The organism is Gaoshiqia hydrogeniformans (genome assembly GCF_049347105.1).
GTDB lineage: Bacteria > Bacteroidota > Bacteroidia > Bacteroidales > Prolixibacteraceae > Gaoshiqia > Gaoshiqia hydrogeniformans.
This window is the reverse complement of record NZ_CP186334.1, coordinates 267,661-283,494: the sequence shown is the minus strand read 5'-3', so window position 1 is coordinate 283,494 and position 15,834 is coordinate 267,661. Positions and strand designations below refer to the sequence as shown.

Here is a 15,834-nt window from a genome sequence, read left to right as displayed (position 1 = left end):
TCAAAAGGCAAGCCTGAAGCACTTTCAGAGAAGCTCAGCCGATTCTTCATTTTTCTGACAGCCTTATACCGATAAACCAAAAAATCATGTTCAGAAAACTAATTTTACCGGTACTGGTGTTCGCTTTCTTTTCCGGTTTTTCGCAAAACATCGACCAGTTGATGTTGAACCGGGATTATGAACAGGCGCTTCAACAACTTGATGAAGAATTGGCTAAAAACCCGTCAGCTGCACTCTATTTTAAAAAGGGAGTGGTTTGTGAAAAACTGATGGATTTCGAAACCGCGGTTTCTTCGCTCAAACTGGCTTGCCGGGTCGACAGCGCCGAGGCGGTTTACCGGGAAGAACTGGGCGAAGCCTGTTTGGGCATGGGCAATTCGACCGATGCTGCCGCTTGTTTTCGGGAAGCCTTGAACCTTAAGCCCGGCAGCCTCCGGCTAAAAGGAAAACTGGCCCAGGCGTATATCAACCTCAAAGCCTGGAACGACGCGTATGTTTGTTACCAGGAGATTCACGAAACGGATTCGATAAACCCGTATTTTAACCGGTATTTTGCCTATACTGCTTACCGGACCAACCGCATGAAACAGGCGGTTGACCTGTACGAAACGCTGGCCGCACAACAGAACCGCGACCTGAATGTTTATTTAAACCTGGCTGCGATTTACAATAAAGCGGAGAATAAAGAAGCAGCTGTTACGGCCTGTGCCCGGGGACTGCTGATTTTTCCCGGTCACCCGGCGCTGCTGGTGAAACAGGCGGAAACATATTTTCAGCATAAAGATTATGCAGCAGCTTTGCCTTTTTATGCCGAATACATCGCCATGAACGATTCATCGCGCAGCGTGCTGAAGAATTACGGCATTTGCCTGTATTTTTCGCAGCAGGAAGAAGACGCGTTGCATGTACTTGGAAAATGTTATCAGGAAACGGTGAATGACCCGATTGTTAATTTTTACATGGGCGCCGCATATAAAAAGTTGAAACAATTCCCGGAAAGTGTCGGGTTTTTCAAATTGGCCATTGAAACGGCGACACCTTTTTACCTGGCCGAAATTTATCATCACCTGGGGCAGGTGTATGGCTGGCAGCGCGAGTATCAGCTTTCAATCGAAGCTTACCGGGAGGCCATGCGCCTTGATCCGGAAAAGCTCGAGTTGTTGTTTGAAATTGCGACAACTTACGAGGAATTCGACTTCCAGAAAACCATCGCCCTGCATTATTACCGCGATTATTTGAAACAAGCCGGAGAACAGGCCCGGAATGCGGCGTATGCCCTCGACCGGATCAAAAAGATCAAGGAAGAACTGTTTTTCGAAGAATAGATCAGGCTTCCGTCAATAGTTGAAAGGCTTCCTGTTTTAAAATGGACGGCAACTGGATGTTGCGGCGTTCGATGCTTAGCAGCCACTTGCGAATTTCTTCGCTGTGCAGCGTGTACAGGACATCGCGAAATTCTTCAATCTGCTGATCATTGTATTGGTCGGACGCCATGCCCCGGTAGCGGTCTAAATCTTCATCTTCGTAGTAGACGATCTCTTCCGGGTTTTTCAGCATCTCTTCAAATTCGCAGACTTCGTGTGCTCCGCAGCAATCCAGCGGAATTTCAACAGGGGTCTCCATAAGCTCCTCTTTCGCATTCTTCCTGCTGTATTTATTGACAATCAGGGTCCCCAACGCCATTAACACAAACATGCCCAACAAAATGCCCAATAAAATCAACATAACCTGATCAACTAAAATGTTTAAATTAAAACAAGCCGGACAGCAAATTGATCAATCACTGGTGTCTATTAAAAAATGTTAATTCAATTTGAAGTCCAAATGCAGCTGGCAATCATTATCATCACAGTCCTTATTTGTCCAAGGAGCCAAGAGTTCTTGAATGGGATCCTTGACCAGCAGGGAATTGCCAAGGATACGCATGACCTCAACAACAGGCCTATCCAGTTTGAGGTCGTGTTCAACAATAGCGACGAGACAATAGGTGATGATGGCGACATGTATCTGTATCCGGACTGCATTTTCAGATTCACCCCAAAAAGATTTAACACGAAGATGCTGTTTAATCCATTTGAAAAACAGTTCGACCTGCCATCTGTAGCGGTAAAGAAGGGCAATTTCTTTTGCTTTGAGGTAGAAGTTGTTGGTGTAGTAGGTGAAGGCCCGTCCAAGGTCAGGGGCATAGAATACGATGCGCCTGAGCGGAACCGGATAGTTTCCACTGTTTCTCTTGCCTGTGAACCTAACCGTTTGATCCCGCAGGACATTGTCATCCCCTTCAAGCATGTCTTCTCCTTCGGTAATTTCATAATCAGGTCGGGACTTTTCCCGTATGATGAAGAAAGCTCCAGCCTGTTCAATCGCGTAAAGCCGAGAGAGGTCAAAGTAACCTCTATCAAATACATAGCAAGCGTACCGTTCGTATATAAACCAGTCCATGGACTTGGTGTCATGAACATTGGCATGGCTGATTCTGTAGAAGACCGGTATTTCGGTGGCAATATCAATTTGAGTATGAATCTTGATGTCGGACTTTGTGCTCCTGAACTTTGCCCATCTAAAGACCGACATGCACAGGTCGATGGTAGTGGAATCAATGGCATAGAACCTTCCGTGGAGTTCAAACTCTTTAGTGATGCGTTTGGCTTGGGCAATAGACACCATGTAAAAGGCAAACTTCTCAAAGATTCCAGGGTCTCTGAGGTTATTTGCTTTGGAAAGAACGCTCCTGTTGATGGGTACCTTTCCAAATCCAAGGTGAAACGATCTTTTGGCATGAGCAATAGTGACATCTGTGAGTTCCCTAAGACTATGGCAGCCTATGAGCTGTCCGTACATGATGACCAGCATATGACTCCAGTAGGATGGGGCCATTCTGGCTGTCCTGTCTTTGTTTTTGATTACCAGTCGTTCGAAGTAGCGTTTCGGGAGAAACTGCACAATCTGCGCGAAAACATATTTGCCGACATTCATACCTGTTCAAATTTGCACGTGGGTGCAAAGGAACAAAATTCAAAAGGGCGACAAGGTTTTGAGAGTTTAGTATTCTGTGCATAAAATAGATATGAAGATTTTTAACAAAAATTAATAGACACTAGTGTTGATCAATCAATTTTTTGTTTGATCCGGCGGTGCAAAAATAACAGTTATCTTAAAAAGCCTTCGCTCTTTTCCTCCGAAACAGCTGTGTATGACCATAAGATTAACCCGACCGCACCGTTGCACCCGAAAAATTGGTTGTTCAAAGGGATAAAGGCGGGAGGAACCGGGATTGGCTTTGGTTGTGAACAAAAACAGACGATCATTGTCATTGGGGTATGAAAGCCGATTTTTTGATCGTTGGTCAGGGACTTGCCGGGACTTTGCTGGGTTTTGAGTTGCTTCAAGCAGGGCAACAGGTACTTTTTATCGATAGCGCTGACTATAAAAAAGCTTCAGAAGTGGCTGCCGGCCTGGTGAACCCGGTTGTTTTCAAACGACTGGCCAAAAGCTGGCTGGTTGATGAGCTTTTTCCTGTGATGACCGACACCTACAGCCGGTTGGAAATACTGCTCGGGCAAAAATTCTTTTTCCCGATGAAAATTCAAAAAGTGTTTGGCGCCGGCGATGCTGAATTTTGGCAGAAAAAGGCGGCAGAAAATAAACTTGGAGCTTATTTAAACCATTTGCCCGACTATTCATCGTACGACCGGCTGAAGCTGGCTTACGGCTGTGGTTGGGTTGAAAAAGGAGGGCGGGTGGATCTAAGGGGATTGATTGCTGCGTTTCGGGAATATCTTGGACAAAACGGCTTGCTTTTCGCAGAAACCTTTGATTTTAAGTTGTTAAACACAGACGGGAAGCAAATGTCTTACAAAAATATCGAAGCCTCAAAAATTATTTTTTGTGAAGGACACCGCGGTAGTCAAAATCCTTTTTTTAAGGACGTGAAGTATAAACATACGAAAGGGGAGGTGCTGGACCTGACAATCGCTGGTTATCAATCGGACCATATTCTCAATAAATCCGTCTTTTTGATGCCTGCAGGCGAAGAGAGATTCCGGCTGGGTGCAACCTATAACTGGGATGAACTGGATGAACAGCCTACCGACGCAGCAAAAAGCGAATTAACCGGTAAGCTGGAGCAGGTATTCTCCGGCGATTTTGTCGTTACCGGCCATCAGACCGGAATCCGGCCTACCACACACGATCGCCGGCCGGTAGTTGGATTGCACCCCGACTATCCTGGTATCGGCATCTTTAATGGTTTGGGCGCCAAAGGCTGCCTGGTCGGGCCTTTTGTGGCCGCGCGCTTTGCAGCCTGCCTGACCGGCAAGCCGGATACGCTTCACCCGGAGACGGATTTAGGGCGGTATTATCCCGGGAAAACCGATAACTCCCGTCGGGCAGGTTCATCGGATGGTCAGTGACGTAAACACCGAGTCAAATCCGGACGCCATTTTTTTGAACATGCCTTTTTTAATCGGCGTCGATTTTATACCTTGCTAAAGTATTTTAAAATCAACCAGATCATGAAAAGAAAACTTGCGAAATTCGGTTTCTTTATGCTGATATCCGGCTGTACCGGCCTGCTTTCCTGCTCGGGACCGGAACCGACCGACCTGACAACAGCCGCCCTGATCCCGCAACCGGTTTCGGTTGTCGCAAACGGCTCGGCTTTCGAATTGACGCCGAAAACAGTCATCAGTGTCCCTGAAGGATCAGCGCCCATAACCCGGGTAGCAGAATTGCTGGCGGACAAACTGAATCCCGCAACCGGTTTTGGACTGCAGGTTCAGCCGGTAACCAAAGCGCCCTCCGCAGGTATTTACCTGAGTTTGGAGGCGGATGAAGCGTTGGGCGAAGAAGGCTATCAGCTGGTAATCACGAAAAAACTTCTCCGTTTGACCGCCAACTCCCCGCAAGGCCTTTTCAGAGGAATTCAGACCATCCGGCAGTTATTACCTGCCTCGCTTGAATCGGCTTCGGTAGGACAGGGGCCCTGGGTGATTGCAGGAGGTACCATCCGCGATTTTCCCGAATATGAATACCGGGGAGCGATGCTCGATGTTGCCCGTCATTTTTTCGGGGTTGACGATGTTAAACATTTCATTGATTTATTGGCAACTTACAAGTTTAATGTTCTGCACTTACATTTGTCGGACGATCAGGGCTGGCGGATTGAAATTAAATCGTGGCCCCAACTGACAGCCATTGGCGGAAGCACCGAGGTTGGCGGCGGTAAAGGTGGTTTTTACACGCAGGAAGAGTATACTGACCTGGTGAATTACGCGACAGAACGCTACATCACCGTTATTCCCGAGATTGATATGCCCGGCCATACCAACGCAGCATTGGCATCGTATGCCGAACTGAACTGCGACGGAAAAGCCCGTGAATTGTATACCGGCACCGATGTGGGGTTTAGTACGCTGTGTACGGATAAGGAAATTACCTATCAGTTTATCAATGATGTGATCGGCGAGTTGGCCCGCATCACACCCGGCCCGTATATTCATATCGGGGGCGACGAATCTCATGTAACAAAGGTGGAAGATTATATTCCCTTTATCGAACGGGTGCAGGATATTGTTTATTCGCATCATAAAACAATGCTTGGTTGGGACGAGATAACGCTTGCCAGCCTGGATAAACGCTCAGTTGCTCAATACTGGTCCAGCGCCGAAAATGCAGCGAATGGAGTTCATCAGCAGGTGAAACTGATTATGTCGCCGGCAAAAAAAGCTTACCTCGATATGAAATATGACTCGCTTACGCCGATTGGCCTGAGCTGGGCCGGCTTAATTGAAGTGGATACTGCCTACAACTGGGATCCGGCCTTGCTCGAAGAAGGCATTACCCGGGAGCACATCCTGGGCATTGAAGCTCCGCTTTGGACTGAGACGGTCACCAACCGTTCGGAACTGGAATACCTCGTATTTCCCCGACTTCCGGGATATGCAGAAATTGGCTGGACGCCGGTCGGCCTGCGAAATTGGGATGACTATAAATTTCGGCTGGCCCGACACGGCGAACGCTTTAAAGCTCAGGGACTGAATTTCTATCCCTCGGCACGGGTGCCCTGGATGGATTAGGATGTTTTAGTTTTACACCGTCATTTTTTTCCATTTTCCTTTTTTGAATAGCCACAGGGTGAACAAGCCTACCGAGGTTTCGGATACAAAAACGGCCCAAAAAACACCGGAATGCTGCCAGCCCAGTTTGATGGCCAGAAAATAGGACAAGGGAATTTGTATCAGCCAGAAAAATACCAGGTTGATGTAGGTGGGCGTTTTTGTGTCGCCGGCGCCGTTGAATGCCTGTACGGAAACCATCCACCAACCGTAAACAAAGTAGGAGTACGATAAAATTTGCAACCACTCGGCTCCAATGGCCAACACCCTGGCATCGTCGGTGAAAATGCCCATGAGTTGCTCGTTGAAGAAAAAATAAATGATGGCAACGCCGATCAAAAAGATCATATTATAGAATCCGATTTTCCACACGGTTGATTCGGCGCGCTCGGGATTGCCTGCGCCTAAATTTTGCCCGACCAATGTTGCTGCTGCATTCGACAGTCCCCAGGCGGGCATCATGGTAAACATCATGATCCGCAGGGCAATGGTTGAACCGGCCACCGCTTCGCTGCCCAGGTCAGCAAGGATCCGCATGATGAAGATCCACGAAGTCATGCCAATAAGCATTTGTCCGATGCCGCCCAAAGCCGTGCGCAGGATGCTAAACATGACTTTTGCATTCAAGTACACTTGCGAGAGCGCTACCCGGATGTGTTTCCCTCCCCTGAAAAGCAACCAAAGCTGAATCAGCACGCTAAAACCTCTGCCCACGTTGGTGGCGATGGCCGCCCCTTCAATCCCCATCTCGGGGAAGGGGCCCCAACCGAAGATCAGGACGGGATCCAGCAGGATATTAATGCCATTGGCAATCCAAAGGATACGCATGGCAATAGCTGCGTCACCGGCTCCGCGAAAAATGGCGTTAATCACAAATAAGAGGATGATGACCAGGTTGCCGCCAAGCATCCATTGGGTATAACGATAACCGACATCGATGGTCCATTGATCTGCTCCCATCAGGGTGAGTAATTCTTTTGCAAAGAAAATCCCCGCAAAGGCAAACGGAACGGAGAGCACCAGCGCAAGAAATATGGATTGGACAGCTGATATCCCGGCGCTTTCTTTCTTTTTTTCACCAATCCGGCGGGCTACAATGGCCGTTACAGCAATGGATAGGCCCATCGCTAACGAATACAACAGGAACAGGTAGGTTTCGGTGAGTCCCACGGTTGCAACTGCCGATGGTCCCAGCCGGCCTACAAAGTAAATATCGGCAACTGCAAAAGTCGATTCCATGATTAGTTCCAGGATCATGGGCACCGCCAGCAGGAAAATGGCTTTTTTTATGCTGATTTTTGTATAGTCGGCTTCGGTCCCCCTGATGGCCTCTTTGAGCTCCTGCCAAAGGGTGAACCGTCTGGATACGGTAAGCTGGTCTGAATAATCTGACTGATTGAAATTATCATCCTTCATAAGCCTGCACTAATTTTTCGATGTCAAACTTTTTCATCGCAATTAAACATCCACTGTACGCCAAACTTATCCTTGCAACTTCCGTAATAATCGCCCCAGAACATATCCTGCAGTTCCTGTTCTACGGTACCGCCTGCCGACAGCGCTTTAAACAGACGCCGGGTTTCTTCGCGGGTGTCGGGCTGGAGGTTGATGTACACATGGTTCCCCATGCTCAGCTTAAAGCCCATCGATTCAGGCGCGTCGGTTCCCATCAGGACATGTCCGCCCAGGATGGGCAGTGACACATGCATCACCAGGTTTTTATCTTCTTCAGGTAAGGGCGGGCATGCCTCGGGCGGAATGTCTTTGAACCGCATGATTCCCTGCCCGTTGAATTCGGTTCCGAATACGGATTTGTAAAAATTGAATGCGTCCTCGGTATTGCGCGAAAAATTAAGGTAAGTGCTTACTGTTGCCATTTCTTTGAGATTTAGTTTTCACAAATTGTTTTTAATTTTTTCAGGGCTTTGGGCCATGTTTCTGTAAAATAGGATTTGAATTCTTCATTGGTATCCAGATCGACCGATAGCAAGGTTTTTCCGTTTTGTTCGGTAAACGAATAGTTCTCCAGGGCGCCGACCCAACCATCAACTTCAGGTCCGCTGGTTATTTCCCGGTCATTCTGAATAATGCCCAGGTGTTCGATACTGATAAAACGGTTGGGGATATTTTCCTTGATCCGGCTAACCATTCCTCCCATATTGCCATCCTGGTCGCTTCCCAGGAACAGGATTTTGGATCCCTTTTCCCATGAACCTTTGTATGAAGAAGTCGGGTTAAATTCCGCGGTCCATTCGATCCATCGTTCCTGGTCGAGCATGGTTTGGTATACCTTGCCGGCCCCGGCATGGATACTGATTTCGAAATGCAGTGTGGACGCTTCGACGTATTTTTTCAGGTTATTCAGGATAGCCTGCCAACCTTCCCGCTGCATCTCGTGCGGATAAACATTTTCGGCTTCAAACACTTCTTCAACAAGGGTTTCGCTTCCGTTCCCCTTAAAACTGATCCTTACTTTTCTTCCGTCGGCAAGGGTGTAAGCAATTCGTTCATGGGGGAGTACTTCATCGTAAATTCCCTCAAAATCAAATCCCTGGCTTCCGTCTTTGGCTTCCATACGGGCAATAATTTTTCCGTCCGGGCGTAAATCGTTTTCTGCCCGCGGGCAATGCCAGTCGTCTGAGGCAGCGTTCCAACGGGTGATGTGTCCCGGTTCATTCCAAAATTTCCACACTTTTTCAACCGGAGCATGGATCGTTACCCCAATGGTAATCATTGTTCTTTCTTCTGTTTTCATGTTGTAATTTCTTAATAAGTTTCCTGTTATCAGTTTTGACAGGATAAATTTACCACCGCTCCTTTACATATGAGCTGGGCAAAAACGACAAATGTGAGGCGGATTACGACAAGATTTTTTATATTTGAGTTATGAAAAATATAACCATCCTTGTTCCTGAGAGTTCGGTGATACAAGCTATTGCCGATCCTCAATATTGTTTTAGCGCCGTTAACCGGTTTCTGGCCATGTCGGGCAGGAAACCCTTGTTTAAGGTTGAACTGGTTGGTTTTAAAGCAGAAATTAAACTGAGCGAGGGGTGTTACTCGGTTCGTCCGCACAGGTTGATCCGCGACGTTCACCGGACCGATCTGATTATTATTCCCGCCTTATTTGGCAATCTGGCCAAAGCGATAGAAATGAACCGGGCGTTCGTGCCGTGGTTGCGCGATCAGTATGACAAAGGGGCAGAAATTGCCTCTCTTTGTGTCGGGGCATTTTTGCTGGCGTCGACGGGGTTGCTTGATGGAAGGAAATGTTCGACCCACTGGAGTTTTACCAATAAATTCCGTGAAATGTTTCCGGATGTGCTTGTTCAGGACGGGAACATTGTCACCGAGGAAAGCGGAATCTACTCGAGCGGGGGAGCCAACTCCTACTGGAATTTGTTGTTGCACCTGGTTGAAAAGTTTACTGACCGCGAAATAGCGGTCCTGGTTTCAAAATATTTTGCCATCGACATCAGCCGAAACAGTCAATCATCGTTTGCCATATTTAAAGGACAAAAAGAACACGATGACGAGGCAGTTAAAAGAGCGCAGGAGTACATCGAGGAGAATGTCGAAGAAAAAATAAACGTGGATGTGCTGGCGGATAAAATCGCTGTCGGACGGCGAAGTTTTGAACGCAGGTTTAAGCGGGCGACCAACAACTCGGTGCTGGAGTATATTCAGCGCGTGAAGGTGGAAGTGGCCAAACGAAACTTTGAAACCAGCCGTAAAAATATCAATGAAGTGATGTTTGAGGTGGGGTATACCGATACCAAAGCTTTCCGAACGGCTTTTAAGAAAATTACAGGCCTGACTCCGGTGGAATACCGGAATAAGTATAACAAAATGGTTTCGGGATAAGAAGTATTTTTTTGTATATTAAACAGTTCATTCAACCTAACGAATTACTATTTCAGGAAAAAACTAACCAAATGATTATGAAAAAATTATGGCTTCTTTTTGGCGTGCTTCAATTAACCGTTGCGGTCAGTTTAGCTCAGATACAGGTAGCCGGCTTGTTTGTTGAAAACAAGATCAACCCGGTTGGCGTGAGTGAAATCTATCCGCGTCTTACCTGGCAAATGCAGGCATCAGCCCGGAATGTGACTCAATCTGCTTTTGAAATCCGGGTCAGCGAAGATTTGTCATCCTTGCTTAAAGGGCTTGATCTGATTTTTCATACCGGTAAAATTCCTTCCGATCAAAATGTCTATGTTCCCTTTACGGGAAGTACCTTGCAGCCGGGACGAAAATATTTCTGGCAGGTTCGCGTATGGGACGATCAGGATAAAGTGTCGAAATGGAGTGAACCGGCTTTTTGGGTGATGGGCATTATGGGACCCGAAAACTGGACGGCCAAATGGATTGAGCCTGGATTTCGTGAGGAGAAAGAGCGCTCTTCGCCGATTTTCAGGAAAGAATTTGTAACCAACAAAAAAGTAAAACTGGCTGTGGCCTTTATCACGGCGAGAGGCATGTACGAAGCGGAGATGAACGGTAAAAGGGTGGGGGACATATGCCTTGCCCCGGGTTGGACGTCTTATAATAAGCGGTTACAGTACCAAACCTACGATGTGACAAATTTGATTCAGGACGGAAAGAATGCCATTGGCGTCACCCTGGGAAATGGCTGGTACCGGGGCAACATCGGCTTTGGCGGAAAAATTGATGCTTACGGAGACAAGCTGGCCTTGTTATTTCAGATGCAGATAATCTATACCGATGGTTCCGTAGAAACGGTTGTCTCCGACGGTTCCTGGCGTTCTTCGACCGAAGCCATCAGGTATTCCGAGATTTATCATGGCGAAACTTACGATGCCCGGCTCGAAAAAAACGGCTGGACCCTGCCCGGTTATAACGATACCGAATGGAATGATATCAGCCTGGCCAATTATCCGGTTATTAACCTGGTGGCTACAGAGAATGAGCCGGTTAAAAAACAAGAGGTTTTTAAGCCGGTTCAATTGATTACGACCCCCAAAGGGGAGAAAGTCATCGACTTTGGACAAAACCTGGTTGGTTGGGTGCAGATGAAGGTGTCGGGCAAAGCCGGCGACCAGGTGAGCATTTATCATTCGGAAGTACTGGACAAGGAAGGCAACTTTTATACCGAAAGCTTACGAACAGCCAGACAGAAAAATACTTATATTTTAAAAGGTGGGGGAGAAGAGAAGTTTGAGCCGCATTTTACCTGGCAGGGCTTCAGGTATATTAAAATTGAAGGCTATCCGGGCGAAATCAAAGCAGAGAACTTTACGGCCACCGCGCTGTATTCGGATATGAAACAGACCGGCTCATTTACCTGTTCCGACGGGCTGGTGAATAAACTGCAGCAGAATATCCAATGGGGACAGCGGGGTAATTTTGTTGATGTGCCAACCGATTGCCCGCAACGCGACGAACGTCTTGGCTGGACAGGCGACGCCCAGGCTTTTGCCCGTACCGCCACCTTTAATTTCAGAGTACACAGCTTTTTTTCCAAGTGGTTGAAAGATGTGGCTGCCGACCAGCAGGCTGACGGAAGAGTGCCTTATGTCGTTCCCGACGTCATAAATAACGGGGAATGTAGTCCCGGCTGGGGCGATGTGGCCACCATTGCCCCTTGGGAAATGTACCTGGCTTACGGCGATAAAGTCATGCTGGAGAAACAATATTCCAGCATGAAAGCCTGGGTCGACTATATCCGGGGGCTTAGCGCCGGCAACCTGTGGATGCCGAAATCCTCTTTCGGAGACTGGCTCTTCTATCGTCCGTTTGATGATAATTCGGGACTTGCAGCAGTCACCGATAAAAACCTGATCGCCCAGTGTTTTTATGCTTACTCAACGCAATTGTTGATTCATGCCGCAAGAACGCTGGAGTTGGATGACGATGTGGAAACCTACGGCGAATTACTTCAGAAAATTAAAGATGCTTTTGTTCACGAATACCTCACTGCCAGCGGACGATTGGTTTCGGGTACGCAAACAGCCTATGTGCTGGCCCTGAACTTCGATATGTTGCCTGAAAATCTGAGAGCGCAGGCAGCTAAACGCCTGGTTGATAATATTCGTTCGTACGATACCCATCTTACTACCGGGTTCCTGGGCACACCCTACCTGTGTCACGTCCTTTCGCGTTTTGGTTATACCGAAGTAGCCTATGAACTCCTGCTTCAAAAATCATATCCTTCGTGGTTGTACCCGGTTACGATGGGCGCTACCACCATTTGGGAACGCTGGGACGGCATCAAGCCCGACGGTACCTTTCAAACGCCCGGCATGAACTCATTTAACCATTATGCGTACGGGGCTATTGGCGATTGGATGTATCGCGTGGTGGCCGGCATTGATACCGGGCAGGAAACCCCCGGTTATAAATCAATACGGATTAAGCCACACGTTAGCAGTAAATTATCGCATGCAAAAGCCGAACTGGAAACGTATTACGGAAAAGTAGCTTCAGGCTGGGAAATTTCAGGAGGAAAACTGAACCTGAATGTTGAAATCCCGGTGAATACCACGGCAACCGTTTACATCCCGGCTACAGATGTCTCGAAAGTAAAGGAAAGCGGTAAGGCCTTAAATGTACAGCGGGCTATCGAACTCGTTGGCCCTGAAAATGGATATGTGGTGGTTAAGATCGGCTCCGGGAAATACCAGTTTACCGTGAATTAACGAAGCAAAAATTTAAAACCAACCGGACCGGCCCGCTTTGAGCATCAAGGCGGGCCGGTTTGTTCATTGCCCCTTCCGGTCGACTGATCAATGCGGTTTGCTGTTTTGGTTATGAGATGATAAAGCCGGAGATTAAAAAATTTATGAAAACGTTTTCATATTAAATGACTTCTTTATACCTTGGTCGAAAATTTCAGAATTGGATCAGACTGTTAGATTTTTTGCATTGAAAATAAGTATTTTAAGATATGTTATTTGAATTATATGCTTGATTTTGTGTTGATTTTCTGATTGTTTTTATGCGTTCAATAGGTGTGCCTTTATATGAATAATGTAATCATTTACATGGAAGTTTAATTTTCAATCGATGAAACTTAAAAATGCTATTTCCCTGATTTTGGGTTCCTGCTTTTTGTTGTTGTCCACCGGCAGTTCTGCTCAGATTAATGCAGTTCACTTGCAGTGTGAGCGCTTATCCGATCCGGAGGGTATCGGTGTGCAGCAGCCTCGTTTAAGCTGGATCTTGCAAAGCCCGGCACGCGGAACCATGCAAACGGCTTACCGGGTACTGGTTGCTTCATCACCGGAGAAACTGGCTGCAGGCAGGGCCGATTTGTGGGATTCCGGCAAGGTATTATCTGGACAGTCTGTCAACATCAGGTATGAAGGTAAAACATTGAAAAGCCGGACCGATGCCTGGTGGAAGGTGAAAATTTGGACTGGCGATCAGGAAAGCGAATGGAGCGAAGTAGCCCGTTTTAGTGTTGGATTGCTGTATTATAAAGATTGGTCTGGTCGCTGGATCGGTTTCGATCGGGCTTTCCCCTGGGACCGGGAAGATAAATTTTCGCGGCTTTCGGCCCGCTATTTCCGTAAAGAGTTTCAGGTAGCCAAGGCTGTTCAGTCAGCAAAAGTGTACATCATCGGATTGGGATTATATGAACTGTACCTCAACGGGCAGAAAATCGGCGACCAGGTGCTGGCGCCAACGCCGACCGACTATTCAAAAAATGTCAAATACAATGTGTTTGATGTGACGGAATATCTTTCTTCGGGTGAAAACGCCCTGGGAACGATTCTTGGAAACGGCCGTTATTACACGATGCGCCAGGCTGAAAAACCTTACAAAATAAAAACCTTTGGTTATCCCAAAATGCTTCTCCAACTGGAGATTGTTTATACCGATGGCTCCCGGGAAACCATTGAAACCGACAATAGCTGGAAAGGTACAGCCGACGGGCCCATCCGGACCAACAATGAATACGACGGCGAAGAATACGACGCCCGCAAAAAAATGCCGGGTTGGAACCTGGCGGGTTTCAACGACAGCGGCTGGCTGGATGCCGAATATGTGCAGGAACCCACCGGAGAGTTTGAGGCGCAGCTAAACCCGAACATGAAGGTGATGCACGGGTTGAAACCGGTTTCGATCAATGAAATACGTCCCGGCGTTTATATCCTCGATATGGGGCAGAATATGGTTGGCTGGCTTCGTATGAAAGTACGCGGTTCGGCCGGCGACCAGGTGACTTTACGTTTTGCCGAGATTCTGGACGGGCAGGGAGAACTGGCGCTGGCAAACCTGCGCGACGCCAAAGTAACCGATGTGTACACCCTGAAAGGTACAGGTGAAGAGCTGTGGGAACCTTCATTTGTTTATCACGGATTTCAGTTTGTCGAAATTACCGGTTATCCGGGCAAGCCTTCGCTGCATGATTTTGAAGGCCGGGTGGTGTATGACGGGATGGAAACCATTGGAACGTTCGAAACATCAAATGCGCTGATCAACCAGATCTGTAAAAATGCTTGGTGGGGGATCAGCGGCAACTACAAAGGCATGCCGGTTGACTGCCCGCAACGCAACGAGCGCCAACCCTGGCTGGGCGACCGCTCTACCGGAGCTTACGGCGAAAGCTTCCTGTTTGACAATGCCCTGTTGTATGCCAAATGGATGGACGACATCAAAAATGCCCAACGCGCCGACGGCTCCATTCCCGATGTGGCCCCGGCATTCTGGCGTTATTACAGCGATAACATGACCTGGGCCGGCACCTACCTGATGGTGGCTGATATGCTTTACCGCCAGTTTGGCGATGCCGAACCAATTGTGAAACATTACCCGTATATGAAACACTGGCTTGAATATATGCAGAGCCGCTATATGACCGACAGGTTCATCCTGACCAAAGACAGTTACGGCGACTGGTGCGTACCGCCCGCTACGATTGAAGAGGGACGCGGGAAAAATGCCAACGTGAAATATCCCAGCCAGTTAATCTCCACCGCGTATCATTATTATTACCTGCAATTGATGCAGAAATTTGCTGCTCTGACTGGAAATGAAAATGACATTCCGGTTTTTGCCGAATTAGCCGGTCAGGTGAAAGAAGCCTTTAACCGCGAGTTTTATGATGCTGAAAAAGCGTCGTACGGCACGCATGTGCTAACCGATAATCTGCTGGCCTGTGCTTTTGGCCTGGTACCCGAACCGGATAAAGACCGGCTGTTCAAAACCATCACCGATTTGATTGAAGTGAAAAATAACGGGCACCTGAGCACCGGTCTGATTGGTACGCAATGGCTGATGCGCGTGCTTACCGACAACGGGCGGGCTGATCTGGCCTTCCGCCTGGCCACCAATAAAACTTACCCGAGCTGGGGGTATATGGTCGAAAACGGGGCTACCACGATTTGGGAGCTTTGGAACGGAAACACGGCAGCTCCCAATATGAATTCCTATAACCACGTGATGATGCTGGGCGACCTGATCATTTGGTTTTACGAAAACCTGGCCGGGATTAAAAGCAGCGATGAGTCGCCGGGGTTCAAAAAAATTATCATGAAGCCGGAGCCGGTGGAGGGACTCTCGTTTGTGGATGCATCCTACCAGTCGGTTTACGGAGAAATAAAAAGCCGGTGGCAGAGAAAAGGGAAGACTTTCTCCTGGGATATCACCGTCCCGGCCAATACAAAAGCACTGGTTTATCTGCCGGCAACTGCTGAAAAAACATCAAAGAAAGTGGTTCCGGCCTTTCAGAATCAGAAGGCTTGATTTTTTT

Annotated in this window: 11 protein-coding genes; 6 read left to right on the top strand and 5 right to left on the bottom strand. The window is 47.8% G+C overall.

The genetic code is table 11. From position 1 onward, the window contains the following. The first annotated feature begins 86 nt into the window (after positions 1–86). Positions 87–1,325, top strand: coding sequence for a tetratricopeptide repeat protein (locus ACOIT5_RS01180; RefSeq protein ID WP_423128643.1), 1,239 nt, complete (start codon positions 87–89; stop codon positions 1,323–1,325). A 1-nt stretch (position 1,326) separates the two neighbouring features. On the opposite strand, the gene ACOIT5_RS01175 is transcribed toward ACOIT5_RS01180, so the two are convergent. Together ACOIT5_RS01175 and ACOIT5_RS01170 are read right to left on the bottom strand one after the other, a co-directional pair. Further along, a complete protein-coding gene (locus tag ACOIT5_RS01175; protein ID WP_423128642.1) occupies positions 1,327–1,725 on the bottom strand; it encodes a hypothetical protein in 399 nt (132 codons plus the stop codon). A 78-nt stretch (positions 1,726–1,803) separates the two neighbouring features. Further along, positions 1,804–2,976: an IS4 family transposase gene (locus ACOIT5_RS01170; protein ID WP_423128641.1), complete on the bottom strand. Its 1,173-nt coding sequence runs from the start codon at positions 2,974–2,976 to the stop codon at positions 1,804–1,806. A 344-nt stretch (positions 2,977–3,320) separates the two neighbouring features. On the opposite strand from ACOIT5_RS01170, the gene ACOIT5_RS01165 reads away from it, so the two are divergent. Both ACOIT5_RS01165 and ACOIT5_RS01160 read left to right on the top strand, forming a co-directional pair. Then, positions 3,321–4,412 carry an NAD(P)/FAD-dependent oxidoreductase gene (locus ACOIT5_RS01165; protein WP_423128640.1) on the top strand — a complete coding sequence of 364 codons (1,092 nt, stop codon included), beginning with the start codon at positions 3,321–3,323 and terminating at the stop codon, positions 4,410–4,412. A gap of 102 nt (positions 4,413–4,514) precedes the next feature. Then, complete coding sequence (locus ACOIT5_RS01160) at positions 4,515–6,077, top strand: beta-N-acetylhexosaminidase (protein ID WP_423128639.1); 1,563 nt, start codon at positions 4,515–4,517, stop codon at positions 6,075–6,077. A gap of 12 nt (positions 6,078–6,089) precedes the next feature. On the opposite strand, the gene ACOIT5_RS01155 is transcribed toward ACOIT5_RS01160, so the two are convergent. The 3 genes from ACOIT5_RS01155 to ACOIT5_RS01145 are packed head-to-tail and all read right to left on the bottom strand — an operon-like array spanning position 6,090 to position 8,871. Beyond that, positions 6,090–7,532 carry an MATE family efflux transporter gene (locus ACOIT5_RS01155; RefSeq protein WP_423128638.1) on the bottom strand — a complete coding sequence of 481 codons (1,443 nt, stop codon included), beginning with the start codon at positions 7,530–7,532 and terminating at the stop codon, positions 6,090–6,092. Between the two features lie 23 nt (positions 7,533–7,555). Next, positions 7,556–7,993: a VOC family protein gene (locus ACOIT5_RS01150; protein WP_423128637.1), complete on the bottom strand. Its 438-nt coding sequence runs from the start codon at positions 7,991–7,993 to the stop codon at positions 7,556–7,558. Positions 7,994–8,004: 11 nt separating this feature from the next. Beyond that, positions 8,005–8,871, bottom strand: coding sequence for an SRPBCC domain-containing protein (locus tag ACOIT5_RS01145; RefSeq protein ID WP_423128636.1), 867 nt, complete (start codon positions 8,869–8,871; stop codon positions 8,005–8,007). Positions 8,872–9,002: 131 nt separating this feature from the next. On the opposite strand from ACOIT5_RS01145, the gene ACOIT5_RS01140 reads away from it, so the two are divergent. From ACOIT5_RS01140 to ACOIT5_RS01130, 3 genes are all read left to right on the top strand, one after another. Then, positions 9,003–9,980, top strand: a complete 978-nt coding sequence (locus tag ACOIT5_RS01140; protein ID WP_423128635.1) for a GlxA family transcriptional regulator — start codon at positions 9,003–9,005, stop codon at positions 9,978–9,980. 77 nt (positions 9,981–10,057) lie between these two features. Next, on the top strand, positions 10,058–12,775 hold the full coding sequence (locus ACOIT5_RS01135; RefSeq protein ID WP_423128634.1) for a family 78 glycoside hydrolase catalytic domain: 2,718 nt from the start codon (positions 10,058–10,060) through the stop codon (positions 12,773–12,775). Positions 12,776–13,142: 367 nt separating this feature from the next. Further along, positions 13,143–15,827 carry a glycoside hydrolase family 78 protein gene (locus ACOIT5_RS01130; protein ID WP_423128633.1) on the top strand — a complete coding sequence of 895 codons (2,685 nt, stop codon included), beginning with the start codon at positions 13,143–13,145 and terminating at the stop codon, positions 15,825–15,827. Positions 15,828–15,834 lie beyond the last annotated feature (7 nt).

Excerpts from the sequence above, each read along its gene's own strand:
- ACOIT5_RS01180 (WP_423128643.1), top strand. The coding sequence starts at position 87 with ATGTTCAGAAAACTAATTTTACCGGTACTGGTGTTCGCTTTCTTTTCC.
- ACOIT5_RS01175 (WP_423128642.1), bottom strand. The coding sequence starts at position 1,725 with ATGTTGATTTTATTGGGCATTTTGTTGGGCATGTTTGTGTTAATGGCG.
- ACOIT5_RS01170 (WP_423128641.1), bottom strand. The coding sequence starts at position 2,976 with ATGAATGTCGGCAAATATGTTTTCGCGCAGATTGTGCAGTTTCTCCCG.
- ACOIT5_RS01165 (WP_423128640.1), top strand. The coding sequence starts at position 3,321 with ATGAAAGCCGATTTTTTGATCGTTGGTCAGGGACTTGCCGGGACTTTG.
- ACOIT5_RS01160 (WP_423128639.1), top strand. The coding sequence starts at position 4,515 with ATGAAAAGAAAACTTGCGAAATTCGGTTTCTTTATGCTGATATCCGGC.
- ACOIT5_RS01155 (WP_423128638.1), bottom strand. The coding sequence starts at position 7,532 with ATGAAGGATGATAATTTCAATCAGTCAGATTATTCAGACCAGCTTACC.
- ACOIT5_RS01150 (WP_423128637.1), bottom strand. The coding sequence starts at position 7,993 with ATGGCAACAGTAAGCACTTACCTTAATTTTTCGCGCAATACCGAGGAC.
- ACOIT5_RS01145 (WP_423128636.1), bottom strand. The coding sequence starts at position 8,871 with ATGAAAACAGAAGAAAGAACAATGATTACCATTGGGGTAACGATCCAT.
- ACOIT5_RS01140 (WP_423128635.1), top strand. The coding sequence starts at position 9,003 with ATGAAAAATATAACCATCCTTGTTCCTGAGAGTTCGGTGATACAAGCT.
- ACOIT5_RS01135 (WP_423128634.1), top strand. The coding sequence starts at position 10,058 with ATGAAAAAATTATGGCTTCTTTTTGGCGTGCTTCAATTAACCGTTGCG.
- ACOIT5_RS01130 (WP_423128633.1), top strand. The coding sequence starts at position 13,143 with ATGAAACTTAAAAATGCTATTTCCCTGATTTTGGGTTCCTGCTTTTTG.